This is a genomic window from Actinocrinis sp. (assembly GCF_035650855.1).
Classification (GTDB): domain Bacteria; phylum Actinomycetota; class Actinomycetes; order Streptomycetales; family Catenulisporaceae; genus Actinocrinis.
Window position 1 is genome coordinate 1 of record NZ_DASRGV010000114.1, and the last position, 18,491, is coordinate 18,491.

Below are 18,491 nucleotides of genomic sequence, written 5' to 3' on the forward strand. Positions count from 1 at the left end.
CGGAGCGTCGCGGCGCTCACCGGGTAGGGCCACCCACAGCTGTACGCCGTGCAGCACGTCGACGCGTCCCGTAGAGACCTCGGAGTGCGCGATCCCGTATCCGCCGGTCATCAGGTTCAGCTCCCCGGGCCGGATCAGCGCGTGGCTGCCGAGGCTGTCGCGGTGTTCGATCTCCCCGCTGAACAGCCAGCTGACGGTCTGCAGCCCGGTGTGCGGATGCGGCGGGACCGTCATGCCGCCGGTCGTGGAGGTGTCGTCGGGCCCGTAGTGGTCGGCGAAGCACCACGCTCCGATCAGGGTCCTGGCCCGCTGCGGCAGCGTGCGCCGCACGAGCATCGCGCGCGGGCCGCCGAGGGGCACCTCCCGGGCGGTAAGCACCTCGACGCCGGGCGCGTCGGCCGGGCGGCCGCCGTCGACCGCCGCCCCGCACTTGAGTTCCGCGGGCTGGGTTTCCACGTTGCTCACCGTCAGCTCCTCCTCGTGCATCGCTCGTTCATCGCCGGGGGGCGGCGCCGGGAGACGCCGCCGGCCGGCCGTGGTCAGGACTGGTCCTCGTTCAGCTTCTCCACGACGCGGTCGGAGAGCTGCGCGAGCGTGCGCAGCTCCGCCGGCGTGACGTGGTCGAGGAACAACGCGCGCACCGCCTCGACGTGGCGCGGGGCGGCCGCCGCGAGCAGCGCCCGGCCCGCGTCCGTGATGACGATGAACGCGCCGCGGCCGTCCTCGGGACACTCCTCGCGCACCACCAGCCCGCGTTTGACCATGCGCGAGAGGTGGTGCGACATCCGGCTCTTCTCCCACTCCAGGGACTGGGCCAGGTCCAGGAACCGGCGGCGCCCCTCCGGCACGTCGGTGAGCTGGACGAGCACCGAGAAGTCCGCGCTGGAGACGTGCGACTCGGTCTGCAGCAGGTGCGCCAGCCGGCCGCCGAGCCGTTCCTGCAGGCGCACGAAGCTGCGCCAGGCGCGCTGCTCCTCGGGCGTCAACCACGGCACGGGCTCTCCCATGGTCAGAGTGTAGGCACAAGACGAGGTTAGTTGACACATCAATCATCCTCGGAGATGATTGAACCGTCAACTAAATTCCGTCTCCGCGGCCGCCGGATCCGGCACCCGCCTGAGGGAGCGCGCTCATGTCTGACCTCGTCTTCGGCCTGGACACGTTCGGCGACGTGCCGATCGACGACGATGGCCGGCCCGTGTCGTACGCCCGGGCGATCCGCCAGGTCGTCGACGAGGCGCTGGTCGCCGAGCAGACCGGCGTCGACGTCATCGCCCTCGGCGAACACCACCGCCCCGAGTACGCGATCTCCACCCCGGAGACCGTCCTGGCCGGCATCGCCACCCGCACCGACCGCATCCGGCTCTCCTCCGGCGTCACCGTGCTCAGCTCCGACGACCCGGTCCGCGTCTTCCAGCGCTTCGCGACGCTCGACGCGCTCTCCGGCGGCCGGGCCGAGATCATCCTCGGACGCGGCTCCTTCACCGAGTCGTTCCCGCTGTTCGGCTACGACCTGAGCGACTACGACGTGCTCTTCGAGGAGAAGATCGAGCTGTTCGCCCGGCTGCTCGAGGAGAAGCCGGTCACCTGGAGCGGCACCAAGCGCGCCGCGCTCGACCACGCCGAGGTCTTCCCCAAGACCGAGTCCGGGCGCCTGAGCACCTGGGTCGGCGTCGGCGGCTCGCCCCAGTCGGTGGTGCGCACCGCCCACTACGGCTTCCCGCTGATGATCGCCATCATCGGCGGCGCCCCCGAGCGCTTCGCGCCCTACCTCGACCTCTACCGGCGCGCCGCCGAGAAGTTCGGCACGACCGCTCACCCGGTCGGCATGCACTCGCCGGGCTTCATCGCGCCCACCGACGAGGAGGCCCGCGAGGTGCACTGGCCGCACTACAAGGTCATCCGCGACCGTATCGGCGCACAGCGCGGCTGGCCGCCGGTCACCCCGGAGGAATACCGGCGCGAAATCGAGCACGGCTCGCTGTACATCGGCTCGCCCGAAACGGTCGCCCGCAAGATGGCCCGCGCCATCGCCTCGCTCGGCGTCGGCCGCTTCGACCTGATCTACACCATGGGCACTCAACCGATCAGCGCCCGCCTGCGCGCTGTGGAGCTGTACGGCACAAAGGTGATCCCGACGGTCCGCGACATCCTCGCGGGCTGACTGGCCTCGTGAGCGGAGAAGACGCAATGGCCGGGAACGTTCGCACGATCGGCATTCTGGGCGCGGGAAAGGTCGGCACCGTGCTGGCCCGGTTGGCTCTCGCGGCCGGCTACCGCGTGCTGATCGCCGGGTCGGGGGACCCGGCCAAGATCGACCTCACCGTCGAGGTGCTGACCCCGGGCGCGCTCGCGGTCACCGCGGCGCAGGCCGCAGCCGAGGCGGACGTGGTCATCCTGGCGCTCCCGCTCGGCAAGTACCGCACCATTCCCGCGGACGCGCTGCGCGGAAAGCTCGTCATCGACGCGATGAACTACTGGTGGGAGGTCGACGGCATCCGCGACGACCTCACCGACCCCCTCACGTCGTCCAGCGAGATCGTGCAGGGCTACCTGTCCGAATCGCGGGTGGTCAAGGCGTTCAATCACATGGGTTATCACGACCTGGAGGATGGGGCGCAGCCCGCGGGAAGCGAGGGGCGCCGGGCCATCGCGATCGCCGGCGACGCTCCGGCGGACCTGGACGCGGTCGCGCACATCGTCGATGCGCTCGGCTTCGATCCCGTCGTCGCGGGCCCGCTCGCCGCGGGAGTGCGCCTCGAACCCGGCACCGAGCCCTTCGGAGCCAACGTCGGGGCCGAGCACCTGCGCGCGATGCTCGACCGCTTCACGCAGTCCGAGCGCGGACGCTTCGTGAACGAGGCGCGGGCGAAGGCAGCCGCGGGAGCTCTGCGCGACGCAGCGTGACGGCCGCCGGGTGGACCTGGAGGGCGCCTTGCGCGCTCTGAGGCGCCGAAAGTTTCAGAATATTGATCTTGTTTCAAGCCGCTGATCGCGGGTTCCCGCTGATCGGGGCCCGGCGGCAGCCGCGGCCGGAACGAGGTTTGGTGACGTCAGCTGGTCGCCGGACCGCCATCAGGGCTCGTGGATCTTTCGAAAGGTCTCGAAAATCGTTGACGGCCCGCGCGGGCCGCGCCGATACTCTCGCCATCGACATAGCTCAAAGACAGAGCTCGAAGACAGTCGATCCGGGCCACCCGCAGCCCGGTCCCCGCGATCAGGGTTCGGGAGATCGGTCAGTCCGCCGCGCTGCAGGACGCCGATCCGCAGTAGCCACCGGCCCGGCCGCTCATACCTGCACCGGGTCACCTCGCGCTGCGCCGACCCGGCGCGCCTTCAATGAGGAAGGAGCACCCTTCATGCACTCCACTTCCCGCCCGGACCGCCCCGGGCGCCGGCTGGCCGGACTGCTCACCCGCGGCAGGCTGCTGATCGGCCTCGGTTCCGTGATCGCGGTGGCCGCCACGACCGTGCTGATGCCGACGTCGGCCAGCGCCGCGACCACGATCTGCTCGAACCGGACCGGCACGAACAGCGGCTACTACTACCAGATGTGGTCCAACGGCCAGGGCTCGGCCTGCATCACGCTGAACTCGGGCAACAGCTACTCGACGACGTGGAGCGGCATCGGCGACTTCGTCGCCGGCGTCGGCTGGAGCAAGGGCAGCGGCCACACGGTCAGCTTCTCCGGCAGTATGCACTCCTCCGGTGGCGCCACCCGGGTCTCCCTCTACGGCTGGTCGACCAGCCCGCTGGTGGAGTACTACGTGATGGAGGACTACAACGGCTCGGCGCCCGGCTCGGGCACCTACAAGGGCCAGATCACCAGCGACGGCGGCACCTATAAGATCTACGAGCACCTGCAGGTGAATCAGCCCTCGATCCAGGGCACCGCGACCTTCGAGCAGTACCTGGCGGTCCGTACCTCTCCGGTCACCAGCGGAACCGTCACGGTGCAGAACTTCATCAACGCCTGGGCCGGCTACGGGATGAAGCTGGGCACGATGAACTACCAGATCCTGGCCACCGAGGCCTGGGGCGGCGGGAGCGGCGGCTCCAGCATCACCGTGCACTGACGAACTCTCCCGCGGCACCACCCAGCGAAGGATCCGCCCATGAGCATCAGACCACGACCATCGAAGCGCGCCGTGCACACGGCGCTGGCCGTCGCGGTGACGGTCTCAGCCGCCGCCGTCGGCTCCGCCGTCAACGCGACCGCGGCGCACGCGGCCGGCTGCAGCGGCTACGTCGGACTCACCTTCGACGACGGCCCCTCCAACGCCCACACCCCGGCCCTGCTCAACGCGCTCAAGCAGAACGGGCTGCGGGCCACGCTGTTCAACGAAGGCCAGTACGCGGCGGCCTACCCCGCGCAGGTCCGGGCCGAGGTGAGCGCCAGGATGTGGGTCGGCAACCACAGCTACACCCACCCGCACCTGACCCAGGAGACTTACTCGCAGATCGACGCGGAGCTCGGCAACACCCAGCGCGCCATCGCCAACGCCGGCGGCGGCACGCCGAAGCTGTTCCGGCCGCCCTACGGCGAGACGAACGCGACCGTGCGCTCGGTGGAGGCCAAGTACGGCCTGACCCAGATCATCTGGGACGTCGACTCGCAGGACTGGAACGGCGCGAGCGTCTCCGCCATCGTCGCGGCCAACGCCAGGCTCAGCAACGGCCAGATCATCCTCATGCACGAGTGGCCTGCCAACACGCTCACCGCGATCCCGCAGATCGCGCACGTGCTGGCCGGCAAGGGCCTGTGCGCCGGAATGATCTCTCCGCAGACCGGCCGCGCCGTAGCGCCCTAGCGGCAGCCGCCAGAGCCGGGCTGTGTGCGGCGCTGCACGAGCGCCGCACACAGCCCGGCTCGCGGTGCGTTCGACGCCGTGTAGTACGATCTGCGCGATCTGGCGATCATCCCACGCGCGGCGGGCGGAGGCGGACATGGCAGGCGGCGACGCGCCCACCCGTGGCAACGGCCTGATACCTGCTGGCACGCCGGCGTCGGCGATCGACACCAGCGTCCCGCATCCGGCCCGCATGTACGACTACTTCCTCGGCGGCCGCGACAACTACGAGGTCGACAGGTACGCCGCCGAGCAGGTCATCGCGGTCGTGCCGGAGGTGCGCGACATGGCCCGGGAGAACCGGGCGTTCCTCGGGCGCGCGGTGCGGTTCCTGGCCCAGCAGGGCATCCGGCAGTTCCTCGACATCGGCACCGGCATCCCGGGCCCGGGCAACACCGGGGACGTCGCGCGCGCGGTGAATCCGGACGCCCGCGTGGTCTACGTGGACAACGACCCGATCGTGCTCGTCCACGCCAACGCGCTGCTGGCCGGGCAGGATCCGCAGCGCACCACGGTGATCCAGGCCGACCTGCGCGACCCGGACGCGATCCTGGGACACCCCGCGACGAACTCAGTGCTCGACTTCGCCGAGCCGGTCGCGATCCTGCTGGTCGCGGTGCTGCACTTCATCATGGACGACGAGGACCCGGTCGGCATCGTCGACCGGCTCAAGCAGGTGATGGTCCCCGGCAGCTACCTGGTCGTCTCGCACGGCACCAGCGACATCGACCCGGAGCGGGCGGCGGAGGCGGTGCGCACCTACAACCGGGGCGGCGCGCGGATCATCGCACGCACCGGGGAGCAGATCCGCCGGTTCTTCGAAGGGCTCGAACCGGTCGATCCTGGACTGGTCCAGCTCCCGCTGTGGCGGCCGGACGCCGAGGTCTCGCACGACATCTCAGGCATCTGGTGGTACGCCGGCATGGCCGGCAAGAGCTGACCGGCTCGGCACAGCCTGCGCATCCGGCCGCCCAGCGCGGAACGTATCAGGGCACGAGCGCGCCGAGGAATTCGTTGCTGAACACGCGATGTGGGTCAAGCGAGTCGAGGGTGCTCACCGCGCTGTCCCAAGACGGATCGGGACCGGCGTTGAACGCGGCCGGAATGGTGGTGCCGATGACGGTCGCATCGGTCCACGCCCCTGCCGTGGTGAATGCCCAGCCCTTCGACCATTCCGGCCGTACCGCGGCATAAGAACCCGAGTAGTTCTCGAAGATGAACTGTTCGAGGTCACGGTAGAACCTGCCCAAGTCCGGCGTGGTCGGCAGGGTCAGCACGTCCAGCCAGACCGCGACGTCCCATTCCGGATGCTCGGCGCGTTCCCGGATCGCGGAGAGTTCCGGCGGCGCGGCGCCCGCGACGGGGCTGGCGGCCGCGGTGTCCAGCCGGGTGACCCGGATCTCCACCGGCCCGTTGATCGGGTAGCTGCCGGCCGCCGCGTAGGCCTGCAGCCGCTGCTGGAAGTAGGTCGCGAATTCCGAGACGACGCGCTGGATGCCGGCGCTGCTGGTGAGCACCGCGTATCCGTTGGCGAACATGCGCAGCGTGGTGGGTTTGACGTAGAGCAGCAGGTTCTTTGACAGGCCCCACAAGTCGGCCGACAGCGTCGCGGTGAGCCCGGCGGCGGCGGTGGTGTACTGCGCCTGGCCGAAGGTGGGCGCGAGGTACCACTGCCCGCTGACCATCGCGCCGGCGAGATCCGCGACCGGCTTGGGTACCGTGTCCGCGAACGGATAGTTGTACGGGGTCGTGGTCAGACGCGAGGTCGCCGGAGCCTGCGGGCTCAGCGTCCAGACCTTGAGCCACGGATTGTCGGTGAACGGGAACCAGATGGCCTCGACGCGGCCCGAGGCGTGCACGTAGGACGCGAAGCTGCGTGCTCCGGCTGTCGCGGGGGCCGCGAACAGTTCGGCTGCCGGAATCGTCACGTCGCTCACGCACCGCAGGTGGTAGTTGGCCCGCACACTCAGGGTGACCTCGGTGAGGAAGGCCCGGCCCAGATGCGTGAGCAGCGCGGCGCACTGCGCGTCGGAGCGTTCGAAGGTGCGCAGCACGTACGATGCGCTCCCGGCGTCCCAGACCACTGCGTCGAGTGACAGGATCCTGTTGCTGAGCGACCCGTAGTAGTCGCCTGCGACCGGGGTCTCGCCGTCGGCCGGGACTGCGGTGCCGTGCGCGTCGACGGCCAGGACGCCGCCCACGGTCAGGTCGCCGGGTGCGGGCGTGGCGGTCACGCCGTAGCCGTTGGACTCGAGATACGCCAGCAGATCGTCCATCACCGCGCCGGTCTGCACGCGCACGACGCCCGGCCTCGCCATGCTCATCGAGGCCAGCGAACTGGTGTCGACGAGCACAATGGGCGAGGCGCAGCCGGTGTCCGCGGTGATCGTCAGCGGCGACCAGCCGTGCCTCCGGCCGCGGGCCCGCAGCCGATACCCGTTGGCCACGGCCCAGTTCGCGAGCGTCACCACGTCCTGCGTGCTGCTCGGTGTGCAAGTCCAGACGTCGTCCGCGGTGAGCCCTCCGGACCAGTTTTGATACGTCTGCTGATACACCGGGTTGTTCGCCGGAAAGCTCGGAGGCGGCGCGCAACTGGCGGCGGCCGCGCCGGGGGAGAGCTTCCCGGCCGGCTGCCACAGCCGTGGGGCGCCGAGGCCCAGGAGCGCTGCCGAGCCCGCCAGCACCCGCCGTCTTGGCAGGCCTGAATCAGAGTCATTCATCGCTGTCCCTCCCCACCCGAGATGTATAAGCGCTCTCCCGTACCCGCGATTGCGCGGTCGAACCGCAGCGGTTACTCAGACAGGTGGCTTCACACGTCCGCGGCCGGCGGCGGCGCGGTGCTGTCGCGGACGACGAGCGTCGTGCCCAGTTCGACGCGGCTTCGGTCCGGGGCGTCTCCGGAGGCGACGGACAGCAGGATCTGCGCGGCCAGCTCGCCCATCTCGGCGAACGGCTGCCGCACCGTGGTCAGCGGCGGGGCGCACCAGCGGGCGACCGCGATGTCGTCGAAGCCGATCACGCTCAGGTCGTGCGGGATGCGCAGGCCGGCCCGGCGCGCCGCCTCGTACACGCCGAGTGCCTGCAAGTCGTTTCCGCACAGCACGGCGGTCGGGCGTTCCGGCTGCGCGAGCAGTTCCTCGGCCAGCCGCAGGCCGTCCTGGAACTGGAAGTGGCCGCTGCGCACCAGCTGCTCCTCCAGCGGCGCGCCCGCGGTCTCCAGGGCCGTGCGGCAGGCCTCGAGGCGGGCGCGGGCGACCAGGAGCTGCGGCGGTCCGCTGATCACCGCGATGCGCCGGTGCCCGAGCTCCAGCAGATGCCGGGCCGCCACCACGCCGCCGTTCCAGTTGGTCGCGCCGACCGAGGGCGTCGCGTGGGCGGGCTCGCCCATCGGGTCCAGCGCCACCAGCGGGATGCCGCTGACCGCGAGCTGGGCGTGCTGCTGCGCGGTGAAGTGCGAGTGCACCGCGATGACCCCGAGCGGGCGGCGGGCGAGCAGCTGCTCGGCCCACGGCCGGCCGGCCTGCACCGGGCTGAGCGCGTCGGTGAAGACGACGGCGAGGTCGTGCTGCCGGGCCACCCGGGCGACGCCGTCCAGGATGTACGTCGTCAGCTCGCCTTCGAGCCCGTAGAAGACCACCTCGATCGCGTCGGCCGGCTCGGTCACCTGCGGGCGCCGGTACCCGTGCTCGTGCAGCAGCGCCTCGACGCGTCGGCGGGTGTCCGCGCCGACGCCGGCATGCCCGTTTAAGACCTTTGACACGGTGGTCGAGGACACCCCGGCCAGTCGGGCGACCATCGCCACGGTCGTCTCGCCGCGCCGGCGCCCGCGCCGGTGGCCGCCGCTCAGGGTGCCGCCTGTCACGCGGGCAGTCTACGGCCCCTGATCACCGCCGTGAAAGTTACGTTCCCCGAAAGCAGAGAAACGTTTACTCCGCCGAGATCGGGCGCTACGGTGACCGCGATCGACGGGCTCGCAGGCCCCTTGCACCCACCTCACCGACGAGCAGGACGAGACAGCATGCGAAGAATCCCCGGACGGGCAACGCTCGCGGTGGCGACGGTCACCTGCGTCATCGGCGCCACCGCATTGGCCACGCGCGCTCCCGCCGCCTACGCCGCGTCGACGGCGACCATCAACGGCGCCAGCGTGCTCCAGCAGATCGACGGGTTCGGATTCTCCTCGGCCTTCGCCCGCGCCGAGACCATCCAGGCCCTCTCCGCGGCGAACCAGAAGCAGGCGCTCGACCTGCTCTTCAGCCCCACCACCGGGGCCGGCCTCGACATCCTGCGCCTCGGCATCAGCTCGACCAGCAGCTCCATCGAGCCGAACAACCCGGGCGGCCCGAGCGCGCCGCCGCAGTACGTGTGGAACGGTAACGACGACGGGCAGGTGTGGCTGGCGAAGCAGGCGCAGTCCTACGGGGTCTCCCGCTTCTACGCCAACCCCTGGAGCGCCCCGGGCTACATGAAGGACAGCGGCAGCGAGGCCAACGGCGGCACCCTGTGCGGGCTGTCCGGCACCTCCTGCGCCAGCGGCGACTGGCGCACGGCCTACGCCGACTACCTGATTCAGTATACGAAGTTCTACGCCCAGGAAGGCGTCAAGATCACCGATCTGGCCTTCACCAACGAGCCGAACTTCACCGCCACCTACTCCTCGATGCGGTTCACCCCGGCGCAGGCGGTCGAGTTCGCCAAGATCCTCGGGCCGCTCGCGCACGCCGCCGGGCTCAACCTGACCTGCTGCGACGCGGTCGGCTGGAGCAGCCAGCTGGGCTACACCCAGGCGATCACGGCCGACCCGGTGGCGAATCAGGACGTCGACATCCACACCGGCCACTCCTACGGCAGCAACCCCACCTCGCCGCTGCCGGCCGGCGGCAAGCACGTGTGGATGTCGGAGTGGGCGCCCAGCGGCAGCGCCTGGAACGGCAACTGGGACGACAGCACCAGCTACGACGGCTTCGCCATCGCCCAGCACATCCAGACCTCGCTGACCCAGGGCGACGTGAACGGATACCTGTACTGGTACGGCATCTCGACCGGCGCCACCCAGGCGTTCCTCCAGGGCAACGGCACCACGTATCAGGTCTCGAAGCGGCTGTGGGCGATGGCAAACTTCAGCCGGTTCATCCGGCCCGGCGCCAACCGCATCGGCTCCACCAGTTCGGACGGGAACATCCAGCTGTCCGCCTACCGCAACGCCGACGGGTCGATCATCGTCGTGGCGCTGAACTCCAACTCCGCCGACACCCCGGTGACCTACTCGTTGCAGAACACCGGATTCACCGCCGGCACCGCGACCCCGTACTTGACCAACTCGGCGAGCAGCACCGCGGCGCAGGCTCCGATCAGCGTCGGCGGCGGTGCGTTCAGCGTCACCGTGCCGGCCCGATCGCTGGTCACGTACGTCATCCGCGGCGGCAGCGGCGGCAGCCCGTCGGCCAGCGCGTCAGCCTCGCCCTCGCCGTCGGCCTCTTCGTCGCCGTCCAGCAGTCCCTCGGCTTCCCCGTCGGCGTCGAGCACCGGCAGCGGCGCCGGTGCATGCAAGGTCTCTGACACGGTCAGCGCCTGGAACACCGGGCTGACCGAGAACATCACCGTGACCAACACGGGTTCCACTGCGGTCAACGGCTGGAAACTCGGCTTCACGCTGCCCTCAGGCCAGACCGTCACCAGCTCCTGGAACGCCACGATCAGCCCGTCCAGCGGCGCGGTCACGGCCACGAATGTCAGCTACAACGCGGCGATCCCACCGGGCGGCAGCACCAGCTTCGGATTCCAGGCCAACCACACCGGCAACGCCGCTCCACCCGCCGGCTTCACTCTCAACGGCGCGGCCTGCGCCTCCGGCTGACCGGCAGTATCAGCGGCACCGGCGGGACCAGCAGCAGTACCAGCGGGATCGGCAGTATCAGTGGGATCAGCAGGCGGATTCAGGCAACCGGCTCGAGGGTGAGCCGCATCGCCTCCACCAGGGCGTTGCGGCTCGCGCCGAACTTCTGCCACGCCTGATCGAACGCCTCGTCCCCTTTCCGGGAACCGCCGTGCGCGATGTCCCGCCATGCGACGAAGGCGGAGATGAGCTCGTCGGCGCACTTTCTGACGGCGGTCGGCGCCTCGAGCGAAAGCGAGAAGCGGGAGGCGTTCACGTCGTTGTCGCGCAAGGCGGTCAGTATCGCGTCCTTCCAGCCGGGTCCGTGCTCGCGCGCCGCGTGCCACACCTGTTCGCCGGCCTTGGTCACGTTCGTCAGGAAGCCGACATACGAGCTCTTCAACACATCGCGCTTGCGGTCATTGCGGCCGAGGGACCAGCGGGCCCGCTCCGACAGTACGGCGGCCCCGAGGCCGGCTGTGGCGCCGAGCGCCGTGCCGAGCAGCGTGCTCCATTCCATGGAAGCAGACTACTGAGTAAAGGCTATGCGCTTGTGTCCGGCGCCGCGCGCATCGCCTGCGCGAGGTGCGTGGCCCGGAACAGCTCGGCGGTCATGGGCGGAGAGAACAGGTAGCCCTGGCCCTGGTCGCAGCCGAGTTCGCACAGGCGGCGGTACTGCTCGGCGGTCTCGATGCCCTCGCCGATCGTGGTCATGCCCAGTGCCCGGGCCATTCCGATCACGGCGGCCACGATGGCCTCGTCCTGACCGAGGCGGCCGAGTTCGCTGACGAACATCCGGTCGATCTTGAGGATGTCCACCGGCGCCTGCCGCAGGTGCATGAGCGATGAGTAGCCGGTGCCGAAGTCGTCCAGCGCGATGCGCGCGCCGAGCTCGCAGAGCGCTTTGAGCACGGTGCCGGCTGAGAACGGCGCGTCGTGCACCGCCGTCTCGGTGATCTCCAGGCTCAGCTGCGCCGGTTCGAGCCGGTGGCGGCGCAGCACGGCGGCGACCTCGTCGGCGAATCCGGAGTCCGCGATCTGACGCACCGACAGGTTCACCGCCATGGTCGGTGCCTGCTCGGCCGGGTTCGCGGCGTGCGCCCGGTGGTAGATCCGGGTCCAGGCGGCGAGCGTGCGGCACGCTTCGCGCAGCACCCACAGGCCGATCGGAACGATCAGGCCGCACTCCTCGGCCACCGGGATGAACTCGGCGGGCGGGAGCAGGCCGCGCCTCGGGTGCTGCCAGCGGATCAGGGCCTCCGCGCCGATCAGGCGCCGCTGGCGCAGCGCGTAGATCGGCTCGTAGAACAGGCGGAACTCGCCGCGCTCCAACGCCAGCCGCAGCTCGGTCTCCACGGCGAGGCGGGAGACGGCCTGTTCCCGGATCGGTTCGGTGAAGAACAGGTGACCTCCCGCGCCGTTGCCGCGCGCTTTGACCTGGTACATCGCCGCGTCGGCGTCGCGCAGCAGCGCGTCGGCGTCCGCGGCGGGTCCGGACTCAGATCCGGACCCGGAGTCGGCCGTCGCGACGCCGCAGCAGGTCGCGATGCCGATGCTCGCGCTGACGTGGATCTCCTGGCCGGCGTGGCGAATCGGTTCGGTCAGGGCGCGATTGATCCGGTCCGCCAGCGCGGCGGCGTCCTCGCGTCTCGACAGCCGCTCGCACAGCACGGCGAACTCGTCCCCGCCGAACCGCGCCACCAGGTCGGTGCGGCGCGCGGCTGCTTGCAGCCGGGCGGCCACGGCGACCAGCAGGGCGTCCCCGGCCGCGTGCCCGAGGCTGTCGTTGACCACCTTGAACCGGTCCAGGTCCAGGAACAGCACGGCCAGCAGGGTGTCCGCGCCCTCCAGCGCGGCCAGCGCCCGATTGGTGCGCTCGACGAAGAGGCGGCGGTTGGCCAGCCCGGTGAGCGGATCGCGCACCGCCTGCTCGGCGAGGGTCTCCTCGATGCGCTTGCGCTCGGTCAGGTCCCGGCTGACCACCAGGAGGCTGCGCACCTGCCCGTCGTCGTCGAACTCCGGGACGATCCTGGACTCCAGGAACCGCCGGGTCCCGCCGAGCACCAGGTTGCGCTCCACGTCCGCGGGCTCGCCGGTCGCGAGCACGTGGCGCAGGGCCGACTCCCAGCCGCGGGTGTAGTCCTCCGGGAAGCCGAGCTCGCTGCTGGTGCGGCCGAGGATGTCCGCGGCCTCCAGGCCGGCCAGCGCCGTCGCGGCCGGGTTGACGTAGGTGTAGCGCAGGTCTCGGTCCATGCGGGCCATCGGATCCGGGCTGGATTCCAGCAGCGTGCGCAGCTCGCGTCCGATCCGCTCCAGCTCGTGCGTCTTGGCCAGCAGTTCGCGCTCGGTGTGCTTGCGCGCGGTGATGTCCCGGGTGATCCCGAAGGTTCCGATGATGCGGCCGGAGAAGTCCCGCAGCGGCTGCTTGGTCGAGCTGAGCACGCATTCCCGATCGCCGATGCGCACGTTCCACTCGTGCAGGTCGGTGACGGGCCGTCCGGTGCGGATGATCTGCCGCTCGTAGGCGAAGGCCTCGGCGGCGTGCTGCGGCGAGAAGTAGTCGAAGTCGGTCTTGCCCACCATCGCCGTCGGCGACTCGGCGCCGATGAGGTCCGCCTGGCTCTGGCTGACCCGGATGAACCGGGACTCGAGGTCTTTGAAGTAGATCGTGTCCGCGCAGGCCGACAGCAGGTTGAACAGGCAGATCTGGTCCAGCCTGGCCGAGTCGGTCCGCTCTGTGCCGTCCATCGCGCCGACCAATCCGTACTTGGCCACCGAACTGCGAACTCCGCGTTCACGGGATATCTGGCCATGATATGAGCATCAGCGCGTTTGTGAACCGTTTATCCGGATGTGAGCCGTCCTGCCGGAAAACCGTGCGGCACCCTCGCCGAGGATGCCGCACGGTCCGGTGCGTTTGTGGCCGCGCAGCCGGCGGCCGGCGCGGTCAGGCCTTGGAGTAGCCGCCCGCGTCGATGTCGGCGACCAGGGTCGGCCCGGTGGGCGTCCAGCCCAGCAGCTCCTGCGTGACGGTGCTGGTCGCCGCCCCGTTCATGGAGATGTACCTGCACATCCAGCCGAAGTGGTCCTGGACCTTGTCCTGCGGAATCGAGGCGACCGGCAGGTTCAGCGCGCGGCCGAGCGCTTCGGCGATCTCGCGGGTCGTGACGCCTTCCTCGGCGGTCACGTGCAGCCTGCTGCCCGCCGGCGCCTTCTCCAGCGCCAGGGTGACCAGGCGCGCGGCGTCACTGCGGTGCACGGCGGCCCAGCGGTTGCTCCCGTCGCCGGGGTAGCCGGAGACGCCCTTCTCCCGGGCGATCGCGGCGATGACCGCGATGAACCCGTGGTCGCCGATGCCGTGCACGGTCGGGGCGAAGCGCAGGCTCACCGTGTGCACGCCGCGGTCGACGAACTCCAGCGCCAGGTTCTCGCTTCCGCCGCGCGGCGAGTCCGGGCCGTGGAACGGGGAGGCGTCGGCCTCGGTGGACGGCCGGTCCGCGGCGAGGCCCGCGATCCCGGAGGCGAGCAGGAACGGACGGCCGGAACCCGCCAGCGCGTCGCCGATGGTCTGGACGGCGGTGCGCTCGGCCGCGCTCGAGTTGGCCGGGTTGGTGAAGTCGTGCTTGTTGGCGAGATGGATCACCGCCTGGGCGGCCTCGGCGCCGGCGCGGATGGAGCCCGGGTCGTCGAGGTCGCCGCGGCGCACCCGCACCCCCTTGGCCTCCAGCGCCTTGGCGGAGGCGTCCGACCTGGCCAGGCCGGTGACCTCGTGGCCGGCTGCGAGCAGGTCGTCGACGACGGCGGAGCCGATCCAGCCGGAGGCTCCGGTGACGAAAACGTGCATGTCATCTCCTTCAAGTCGCGCGGCCGTCGGGCGGGCGCGAGTCCAGCCGGGAATGATGTCTGTGACTGACGTCAGTCACAGACATACCTTACGCCCTGGTGTCAGTCGCTGTCATCCCGCGGCTTGAGTCCCTAGAATCGGTCGCATGGCGCGTTGGGAACCGGGAACCGCGGAGCGGCTGCAGCGGGCCGCGCTCCAGCTCTTCGCCACCCGCGGCTTCGAGCAGACGACCGCCGCGGAGATCGCCCAGTCCGTCGGCCTGACCGAGCGCACCTTCTTCCGGCACTTCAGCGACAAGCGCGAGGTCCTCTTCCAGGGGCAGCAGCGCTTCGCCGCGTCGTTCCTGGACGGCGTGCGGTCCGCGCCGCCCGAATCGGCCCCCATGGAGATCGTCGAGTGCGCGCTGCGCAGCGCGGCTGCGTTCTTCCCGGAGGAGCGCCGCGCGCACTCCCGCACGCGGCAGCAGGTGATCGACCAGAACCCCGCGCTGCAGGAGCGCGAGCGCAACAAGCTGGCCGATCTCGCCACGGGGTTGGCCGAGGCCCTGCGCGAGCGAGGGGTCGGCGAACCGGCGGCGACCCTGGCGGCGCAGTCGGGTGTGACCGTGTTCGGCATCGCCTTCACGCAGTGGATCCGCGACGGCGAACAGCGCTCGTTCGCCGATCTGGCGGCCGGGGTCCTCGACGAGCTGCGGGCGGTGACCGGGAAGACGGCCTCGGTAGCCCGAATCGCCTGAGCGGCGGCCCGCCGATTGGGCGCACCGTCTCGGGGAATCAGCAGCTCTGCATTCGGAGCCGGCCTGGCAGTCCGGGAGGGGCGAGCATGGGTGAATCAGAGGTCGTAGAGGAGGGCCCGCAGCTTGCGCCCAGGGTGGTGCCGCGCTGGTGCGGGGTCCTGCTGGTGGTGCTCGGCCTGCTGACGCTGCCGTGGATCGCGGGCCTCGCCCTGGTGCTGCCGAGCAGCGAGCGCAGCGCGCACTACGACGTCTCGTGGGTCGGCTTCGACGTGCTGTTGTGCGTCCTGCTGCTGCGCACCGGATGGCTGGCGCTGCGCCGCCGGGAACAGAGCGAGGTGACCGCCGCGATGGCGGGCACCCTGCTCATCGTCGACGCCTGGTTCGACGTGCTCAGCGCTCCGGACACCGCCGAGTTCCTGATCGCGCTCGCCATGGCGGTGCTGGTGGAGCTGCCGCTGGCCGGGGTGTGCCTGTGGATCTGCGCGCGGGTGGAGATCGCGCGCCGCCGCCGCGAGGCGGTCCTCGCCACGGCGCTGCGCAGGCGGCTGACCGCGGCGCGGGTCAGGTTCCCGGGTCTCCGGAGGCAGGCTGCCGCGAGCCGGTCCGGCAGGCCTCAAGCTGCGCCGCCACGGACAGGCCGAGCAGCAGCGCGATCGAGGTCAGATTCGCCCACGCCATGAGGGCGATGACGGCGGTCAGCGGCCCGTAGGTCGCGCCCAGCCCGCTGCTGCCGCCGACGTACCAGCTGAGCAGGGCGGTCAGCCCGGCCCACAGCGCCAGGCTGAGCGCGGCGCCGACGGCCAGCCAGCTGAGCGAGGGCTGGCGGCGGCGCGGGGCCCGGCGGAAGATCGCGCTGGCCGAGACGAGGGCCAGCGCGATGCCCAGCGGCCAGCGCGCCACCTGCCAGGCCAGTCGCTCGCCGCCGGACCAGTGGTACACCTGCGCGAGCACCTCGCCGAGCGGGCCGCCGGCCGCCACGACGACCATGCCGGCGGCCATGGGCAGTCCCGCGATCAGCACCAGCAGCAGCGCGTTGCCGTACTTGCGCACCGACGGCCGGTCACGTTCGACCCCGTAGATGCGGTTGGCTCCGCGCTCGATCTGCCCCATCGCGGTCGCCATGGACACCAGCGCGACCGCGAGGCCGAGCCAGAGCGCCAGCGCGTCGTCCTGGCCGCGGGCCCGTCCGGTCTCCAGGGCGTTGCGGACGATCTGCTGGCTCGCTCCGGGCGTGATCCGTTCAAGCACGCCTTCAAGAACCTGGCCCGCGCCGTCGCGGTGCAGCGTCGCCGAAAGCCCTACGAGCGCGATGACAGCGGGGATGACACTAAGGCAGACCTGAAACGCCAACGCTCGGGCGTGGCTGAATCCGTCGGCGTAGCGGAACCGCACGAACGAGTCGCGCACGATCGAGCCCAGACCCGTGCGCCGCAGCGTGACCCACGCGTCGTCCGCGGATAGCTCGTCGCCTGACATCAGCCGGGTCTGAGCGACCTTGGTCGCAGTACTCATAGCCGAATTCCCGCCTCTCGCAGCGGATCAGAGGGCTGCCGCGACTCCGGCGTCCGCACCAGCAGCGCCCCCGGTCTGACCTGGACGGAGAGCAAGGTCGCGGTGCGATACGGATCCCCGTCGAGCTCCAGCGGCACCGGACGGCGCACCCGTGCCTCGACCTGCTTGGCCCGATAGCGGCTGATGTACGGACCGTCGCGCCGCAGCACGATCCGCACCAGCACCCCGAGCCAGCCCCAAAGCCGGCCGTACGGCTCCAGGACGATCACGTCGAGTAAGCCGTCGTCCGGTTCGGCCGCCGGCATCAGGTCGATGCCGCCGTGCAGCCGCCCGTGGTTGCCGATGATCAGAGCTTTGACATGCCGGTGCCGCACCCGGCGCCCGTCCACGCGCAGCGTCACCCGCTCGCCGCGGTCGCGCAGATGGCGCAGGATCGAGGGCACGTAAGCCGGCCAGCCCACGCGCGCCTTGAGCCGTTCCGACGCGTCGGCGATCATCGCCGCGTCAAGCCCGAGACCCGCCATGCCGACGAACACCCGGTCGCCCACCACGCCCAGGTCGATGCGCCGGTCCGATCCCTCCAGCAACACCGCGATCGCCTCGTCGAGCGCGCTGGGGATGCACAGCTGCCCGGCGAGCAGATTGCCGGTGCCCAGCGGCAGGATGCCGAGTACGACACCGGTGCCGCCCAGCGCCTCGGCCACCGCGTTCACCGTGCCGTCCCCGCCGCAGGCCACCACGAACTCGGCGCCGGACTCGACCGCAGACCCGGCCGCGGTCGCACCGTTGTCCTCCGGTGTCGTCATGACCAGCCGGGGCTTCGGCCGGCCCTTCTCGGCGAAGGCGCGAGCCACGCGCTCGTGCAGCTCGGCCGCGGCGCGCGCGTCCGCCTTCGCCGCGTTCACGATCATGACCGTGTCGCTCACCGGCGTCCCTCCGAGATCGCGGAGCGAGATCGGTATCTCGGGCCGCGCGCGGGGGAGAGGTGGGCCCGGCCAGACAGCGGGCGTTGCGCGTACACGGCGTGTACGGCGATCGCGAGCGAGCAGGCGCCGAGGAGGAACCCGGCGACGACGTCGCTGGGATGGTGCATCCCCCGGTACAGGCGCGCGAACGCCACCGCGGCCGGCATCAGCAGCAGGAGCCAGGCCTGCCAGCGTCCCGTCCCGCGCGCGATCAGCCAGGCCACGGCCCCGTACAGGGCCATGGCCGCGGCGGTGTGCCCGGACGGGAAGCTCGACGTGGGCGGCGAATGATCGAGCTCGATGACGCCCGGACGAGAGCGGTGCACCAGCACGGTCGTGATCAGGAAGAGGCTGACCTCGATCAGCAGCGCCGACGCGATGAGCGCCGAGGCCCGCCACCGGCGCGTGACGAGCCGCGCGACGATGATTGCCGCCACCGCCAACAGGACCGTGACCGGCGTGTCGGCCACCGTCGACAACACGCCGGTCACCGTGGTGAGCACCGGGTCGCGATGCGCCGCGAGACCGCGGTCTACGCCGTCTTCGGCGGTGAACGGCCACGCGTGAGCGAACGAGTGTGTCACCAACCACCCGAGCCCGACCATCACCGCGCCGAGCAACAGCACCGAGAGCAGCACCCAGATGACCGCGCGCCAACGCGTCGCGTCGCGGCCAACGGCGGCGCGGTTCGACCGCGTCACGTTAGATT

At 70.8% G+C, this 18,491-nt stretch carries 17 protein-coding genes and 1 pseudogene; 8 read left to right on the forward strand and 10 right to left on the reverse strand.

Annotated elements, in window-relative coordinates; genetic code table 11:
* Both VFB40_RS08885 and VFB40_RS08890 read right to left on the reverse strand, forming a co-directional pair.
* Nucleotides 1-465: pirin family protein (locus VFB40_RS08885; RefSeq protein ID WP_324848826.1), on the reverse strand; the 465-nt coding region annotated here is incomplete at its 3' end.
* Nucleotides 466-539: 74 nt separating this feature from the next.
* Nucleotides 540-1,007 carry a MarR family winged helix-turn-helix transcriptional regulator gene (locus tag VFB40_RS08890; protein WP_324848827.1) on the reverse strand — a complete coding sequence of 156 codons (468 nt, stop codon included), beginning with the start codon at nt 1,005-1,007 and terminating at the stop codon, nt 540-542.
* Between the two features lie 125 nt (nt 1,008-1,132).
* On the opposite strand from VFB40_RS08890, the gene VFB40_RS08895 reads away from it, so the two are divergent.
* The 5 genes and pseudogenes from VFB40_RS08895 to VFB40_RS08915 all read left to right on the forward strand — a co-directional run bounded on the left by VFB40_RS08895 (nt 1,133) and on the right by VFB40_RS08915 (nt 5,790).
* The gene (locus VFB40_RS08895; RefSeq protein ID WP_324848828.1) at nt 1,133-2,164 is read left to right on the forward strand and encodes an LLM class flavin-dependent oxidoreductase; all 1,032 of its coding nucleotides are present in this window, start codon (nt 1,133-1,135) and stop codon (nt 2,162-2,164) included.
* A 26-nt stretch (nt 2,165-2,190) separates the two neighbouring features.
* Entirely contained in the window at nt 2,191-2,907 is a 717-nt protein-coding gene (locus VFB40_RS08900; RefSeq protein WP_324848829.1) for an NADPH-dependent F420 reductase, read from the forward strand.
* Between the two features lie 452 nt (nt 2,908-3,359).
* Entirely contained in the window at nt 3,360-4,076 is a 717-nt protein-coding gene (locus tag VFB40_RS08905) for a glycoside hydrolase family 11 protein (protein WP_324848830.1), read from the forward strand.
* Nucleotides 4,077-4,115: 39 nt separating this feature from the next.
* Nucleotides 4,116-4,808, forward strand: a pseudogene (locus tag VFB40_RS08910) (polysaccharide deacetylase family protein); the annotation flags it as partial.
* 139 nt (nt 4,809-4,947) lie between these two features.
* A complete protein-coding gene (locus VFB40_RS08915; protein ID WP_324848832.1) occupies nt 4,948-5,790 on the forward strand; it encodes an SAM-dependent methyltransferase in 843 nt (280 codons plus the stop codon).
* Between the two features lie 46 nt (nt 5,791-5,836).
* On the opposite strand, the gene VFB40_RS08920 is transcribed toward VFB40_RS08915, so the two are convergent.
* Both VFB40_RS08920 and VFB40_RS08925 read right to left on the reverse strand, forming a co-directional pair.
* Nucleotides 5,837-7,570, reverse strand: coding sequence for a cholesterol oxidase substrate-binding domain-containing protein (locus tag VFB40_RS08920; RefSeq protein WP_324848833.1), 1,734 nt, complete (start codon nt 7,568-7,570; stop codon nt 5,837-5,839).
* An 89-nt stretch (nt 7,571-7,659) separates the two neighbouring features.
* Nucleotides 7,660-8,712, reverse strand: coding sequence for a LacI family DNA-binding transcriptional regulator (locus VFB40_RS08925; RefSeq protein ID WP_324848834.1), 1,053 nt, complete (start codon nt 8,710-8,712; stop codon nt 7,660-7,662).
* Nucleotides 8,713-8,868: 156 nt separating this feature from the next.
* Between VFB40_RS08925 and VFB40_RS08930 the strand changes: the two genes are divergently transcribed.
* A complete protein-coding gene (locus VFB40_RS08930; protein WP_324848835.1) occupies nt 8,869-10,707 on the forward strand; it encodes a cellulose binding domain-containing protein in 1,839 nt (612 codons plus the stop codon).
* 79 nt (nt 10,708-10,786) lie between these two features.
* On the opposite strand, the gene VFB40_RS08935 is transcribed toward VFB40_RS08930, so the two are convergent.
* The 3 genes from VFB40_RS08935 to VFB40_RS08945 all read right to left on the reverse strand — a co-directional run bounded on the left by VFB40_RS08935 (nt 10,787) and on the right by VFB40_RS08945 (nt 14,569).
* Nucleotides 10,787-11,245, reverse strand: coding sequence for a hypothetical protein (locus VFB40_RS08935; protein WP_324848836.1), 459 nt, complete (start codon nt 11,243-11,245; stop codon nt 10,787-10,789).
* Between the two features lie 23 nt (nt 11,246-11,268).
* The gene (locus VFB40_RS08940) at nt 11,269-13,500 is read right to left on the reverse strand and encodes a putative bifunctional diguanylate cyclase/phosphodiesterase (protein ID WP_324848837.1); all 2,232 of its coding nucleotides are present in this window, start codon (nt 13,498-13,500) and stop codon (nt 11,269-11,271) included.
* Between the two features lie 172 nt (nt 13,501-13,672).
* Entirely contained in the window at nt 13,673-14,569 is an 897-nt protein-coding gene (locus tag VFB40_RS08945) for an SDR family oxidoreductase (RefSeq protein ID WP_324848838.1), read from the reverse strand.
* A 145-nt stretch (nt 14,570-14,714) separates the two neighbouring features.
* Between VFB40_RS08945 and VFB40_RS08950 the strand changes: the two genes are divergently transcribed.
* Together VFB40_RS08950 and VFB40_RS08955 are read left to right on the forward strand one after the other, a co-directional pair.
* Nucleotides 14,715-15,305, forward strand: a complete 591-nt coding sequence (locus VFB40_RS08950; protein ID WP_324848839.1) for a TetR family transcriptional regulator — start codon at nt 14,715-14,717, stop codon at nt 15,303-15,305.
* 86 nt (nt 15,306-15,391) lie between these two features.
* Entirely contained in the window at nt 15,392-15,985 is a 594-nt protein-coding gene (locus VFB40_RS08955; RefSeq protein WP_324848840.1) for a hypothetical protein, read from the forward strand.
* Here the strand turns inward: VFB40_RS08955 and VFB40_RS08960 are convergent.
* Genes VFB40_RS08960 through VFB40_RS08970 form a run of 3 tightly spaced genes read right to left on the reverse strand, consistent with a single transcriptional unit; the run spans nt 15,867 to nt 18,483 of the window.
* Nucleotides 15,867-16,817, reverse strand: coding sequence for a YihY/virulence factor BrkB family protein (locus VFB40_RS08960; protein ID WP_324848841.1), 951 nt, complete (start codon nt 16,815-16,817; stop codon nt 15,867-15,869). The genes VFB40_RS08955 and VFB40_RS08960 overlap by 119 nt on opposite strands.
* Nucleotides 16,814-17,743, reverse strand: coding sequence for a diacylglycerol/lipid kinase family protein (locus VFB40_RS08965; protein ID WP_324848842.1), 930 nt, complete (start codon nt 17,741-17,743; stop codon nt 16,814-16,816). Before VFB40_RS08965 ends, VFB40_RS08960 begins: the two co-directional genes overlap by 4 nt.
* A complete protein-coding gene (locus VFB40_RS08970; RefSeq protein ID WP_324848843.1) occupies nt 17,740-18,483 on the reverse strand; it encodes a phosphatase PAP2 family protein in 744 nt (247 codons plus the stop codon). The genes VFB40_RS08965 and VFB40_RS08970 overlap by 4 nt, the downstream gene beginning before the upstream one ends.
* Nucleotides 18,484-18,491: the final 8 nt, after the last annotated feature.

What these genes read in the sequence shown, in the direction of transcription:
- VFB40_RS08920 (WP_324848833.1), bottom strand. Translation starts at nt 7,570, where the DNA reads ATGAATGACTCTGATTCAGGCCTGCCAAGACGGCGGGTGCTGGCGGGC.
- VFB40_RS08955 (WP_324848840.1), top strand. Translation starts at nt 15,392, where the DNA reads ATGGGTGAATCAGAGGTCGTAGAGGAGGGCCCGCAGCTTGCGCCCAGG.
- VFB40_RS08945 (WP_324848838.1), bottom strand. Translation starts at nt 14,569, where the DNA reads ATGCACGTTTTCGTCACCGGAGCCTCCGGCTGGATCGGCTCCGCCGTC.
- VFB40_RS08935 (WP_324848836.1), bottom strand. Translation starts at nt 11,245, where the DNA reads ATGGAATGGAGCACGCTGCTCGGCACGGCGCTCGGCGCCACAGCCGGC.
- VFB40_RS08895 (WP_324848828.1), top strand. Translation starts at nt 1,133, where the DNA reads ATGTCTGACCTCGTCTTCGGCCTGGACACGTTCGGCGACGTGCCGATC.
- VFB40_RS08890 (WP_324848827.1), bottom strand. Translation starts at nt 1,007, where the DNA reads ATGGGAGAGCCCGTGCCGTGGTTGACGCCCGAGGAGCAGCGCGCCTGG.
- VFB40_RS08905 (WP_324848830.1), top strand. Translation starts at nt 3,360, where the DNA reads ATGCACTCCACTTCCCGCCCGGACCGCCCCGGGCGCCGGCTGGCCGGA.
- VFB40_RS08950 (WP_324848839.1), top strand. Translation starts at nt 14,715, where the DNA reads ATGGCGCGTTGGGAACCGGGAACCGCGGAGCGGCTGCAGCGGGCCGCG.
- VFB40_RS08930 (WP_324848835.1), top strand. Translation starts at nt 8,869, where the DNA reads ATGCGAAGAATCCCCGGACGGGCAACGCTCGCGGTGGCGACGGTCACC.
- VFB40_RS08960 (WP_324848841.1), bottom strand. Translation starts at nt 16,817, where the DNA reads ATGAGTACTGCGACCAAGGTCGCTCAGACCCGGCTGATGTCAGGCGAC.
- VFB40_RS08915 (WP_324848832.1), top strand. Translation starts at nt 4,948, where the DNA reads ATGGCAGGCGGCGACGCGCCCACCCGTGGCAACGGCCTGATACCTGCT.
- VFB40_RS08900 (WP_324848829.1), top strand. Translation starts at nt 2,191, where the DNA reads ATGGCCGGGAACGTTCGCACGATCGGCATTCTGGGCGCGGGAAAGGTC.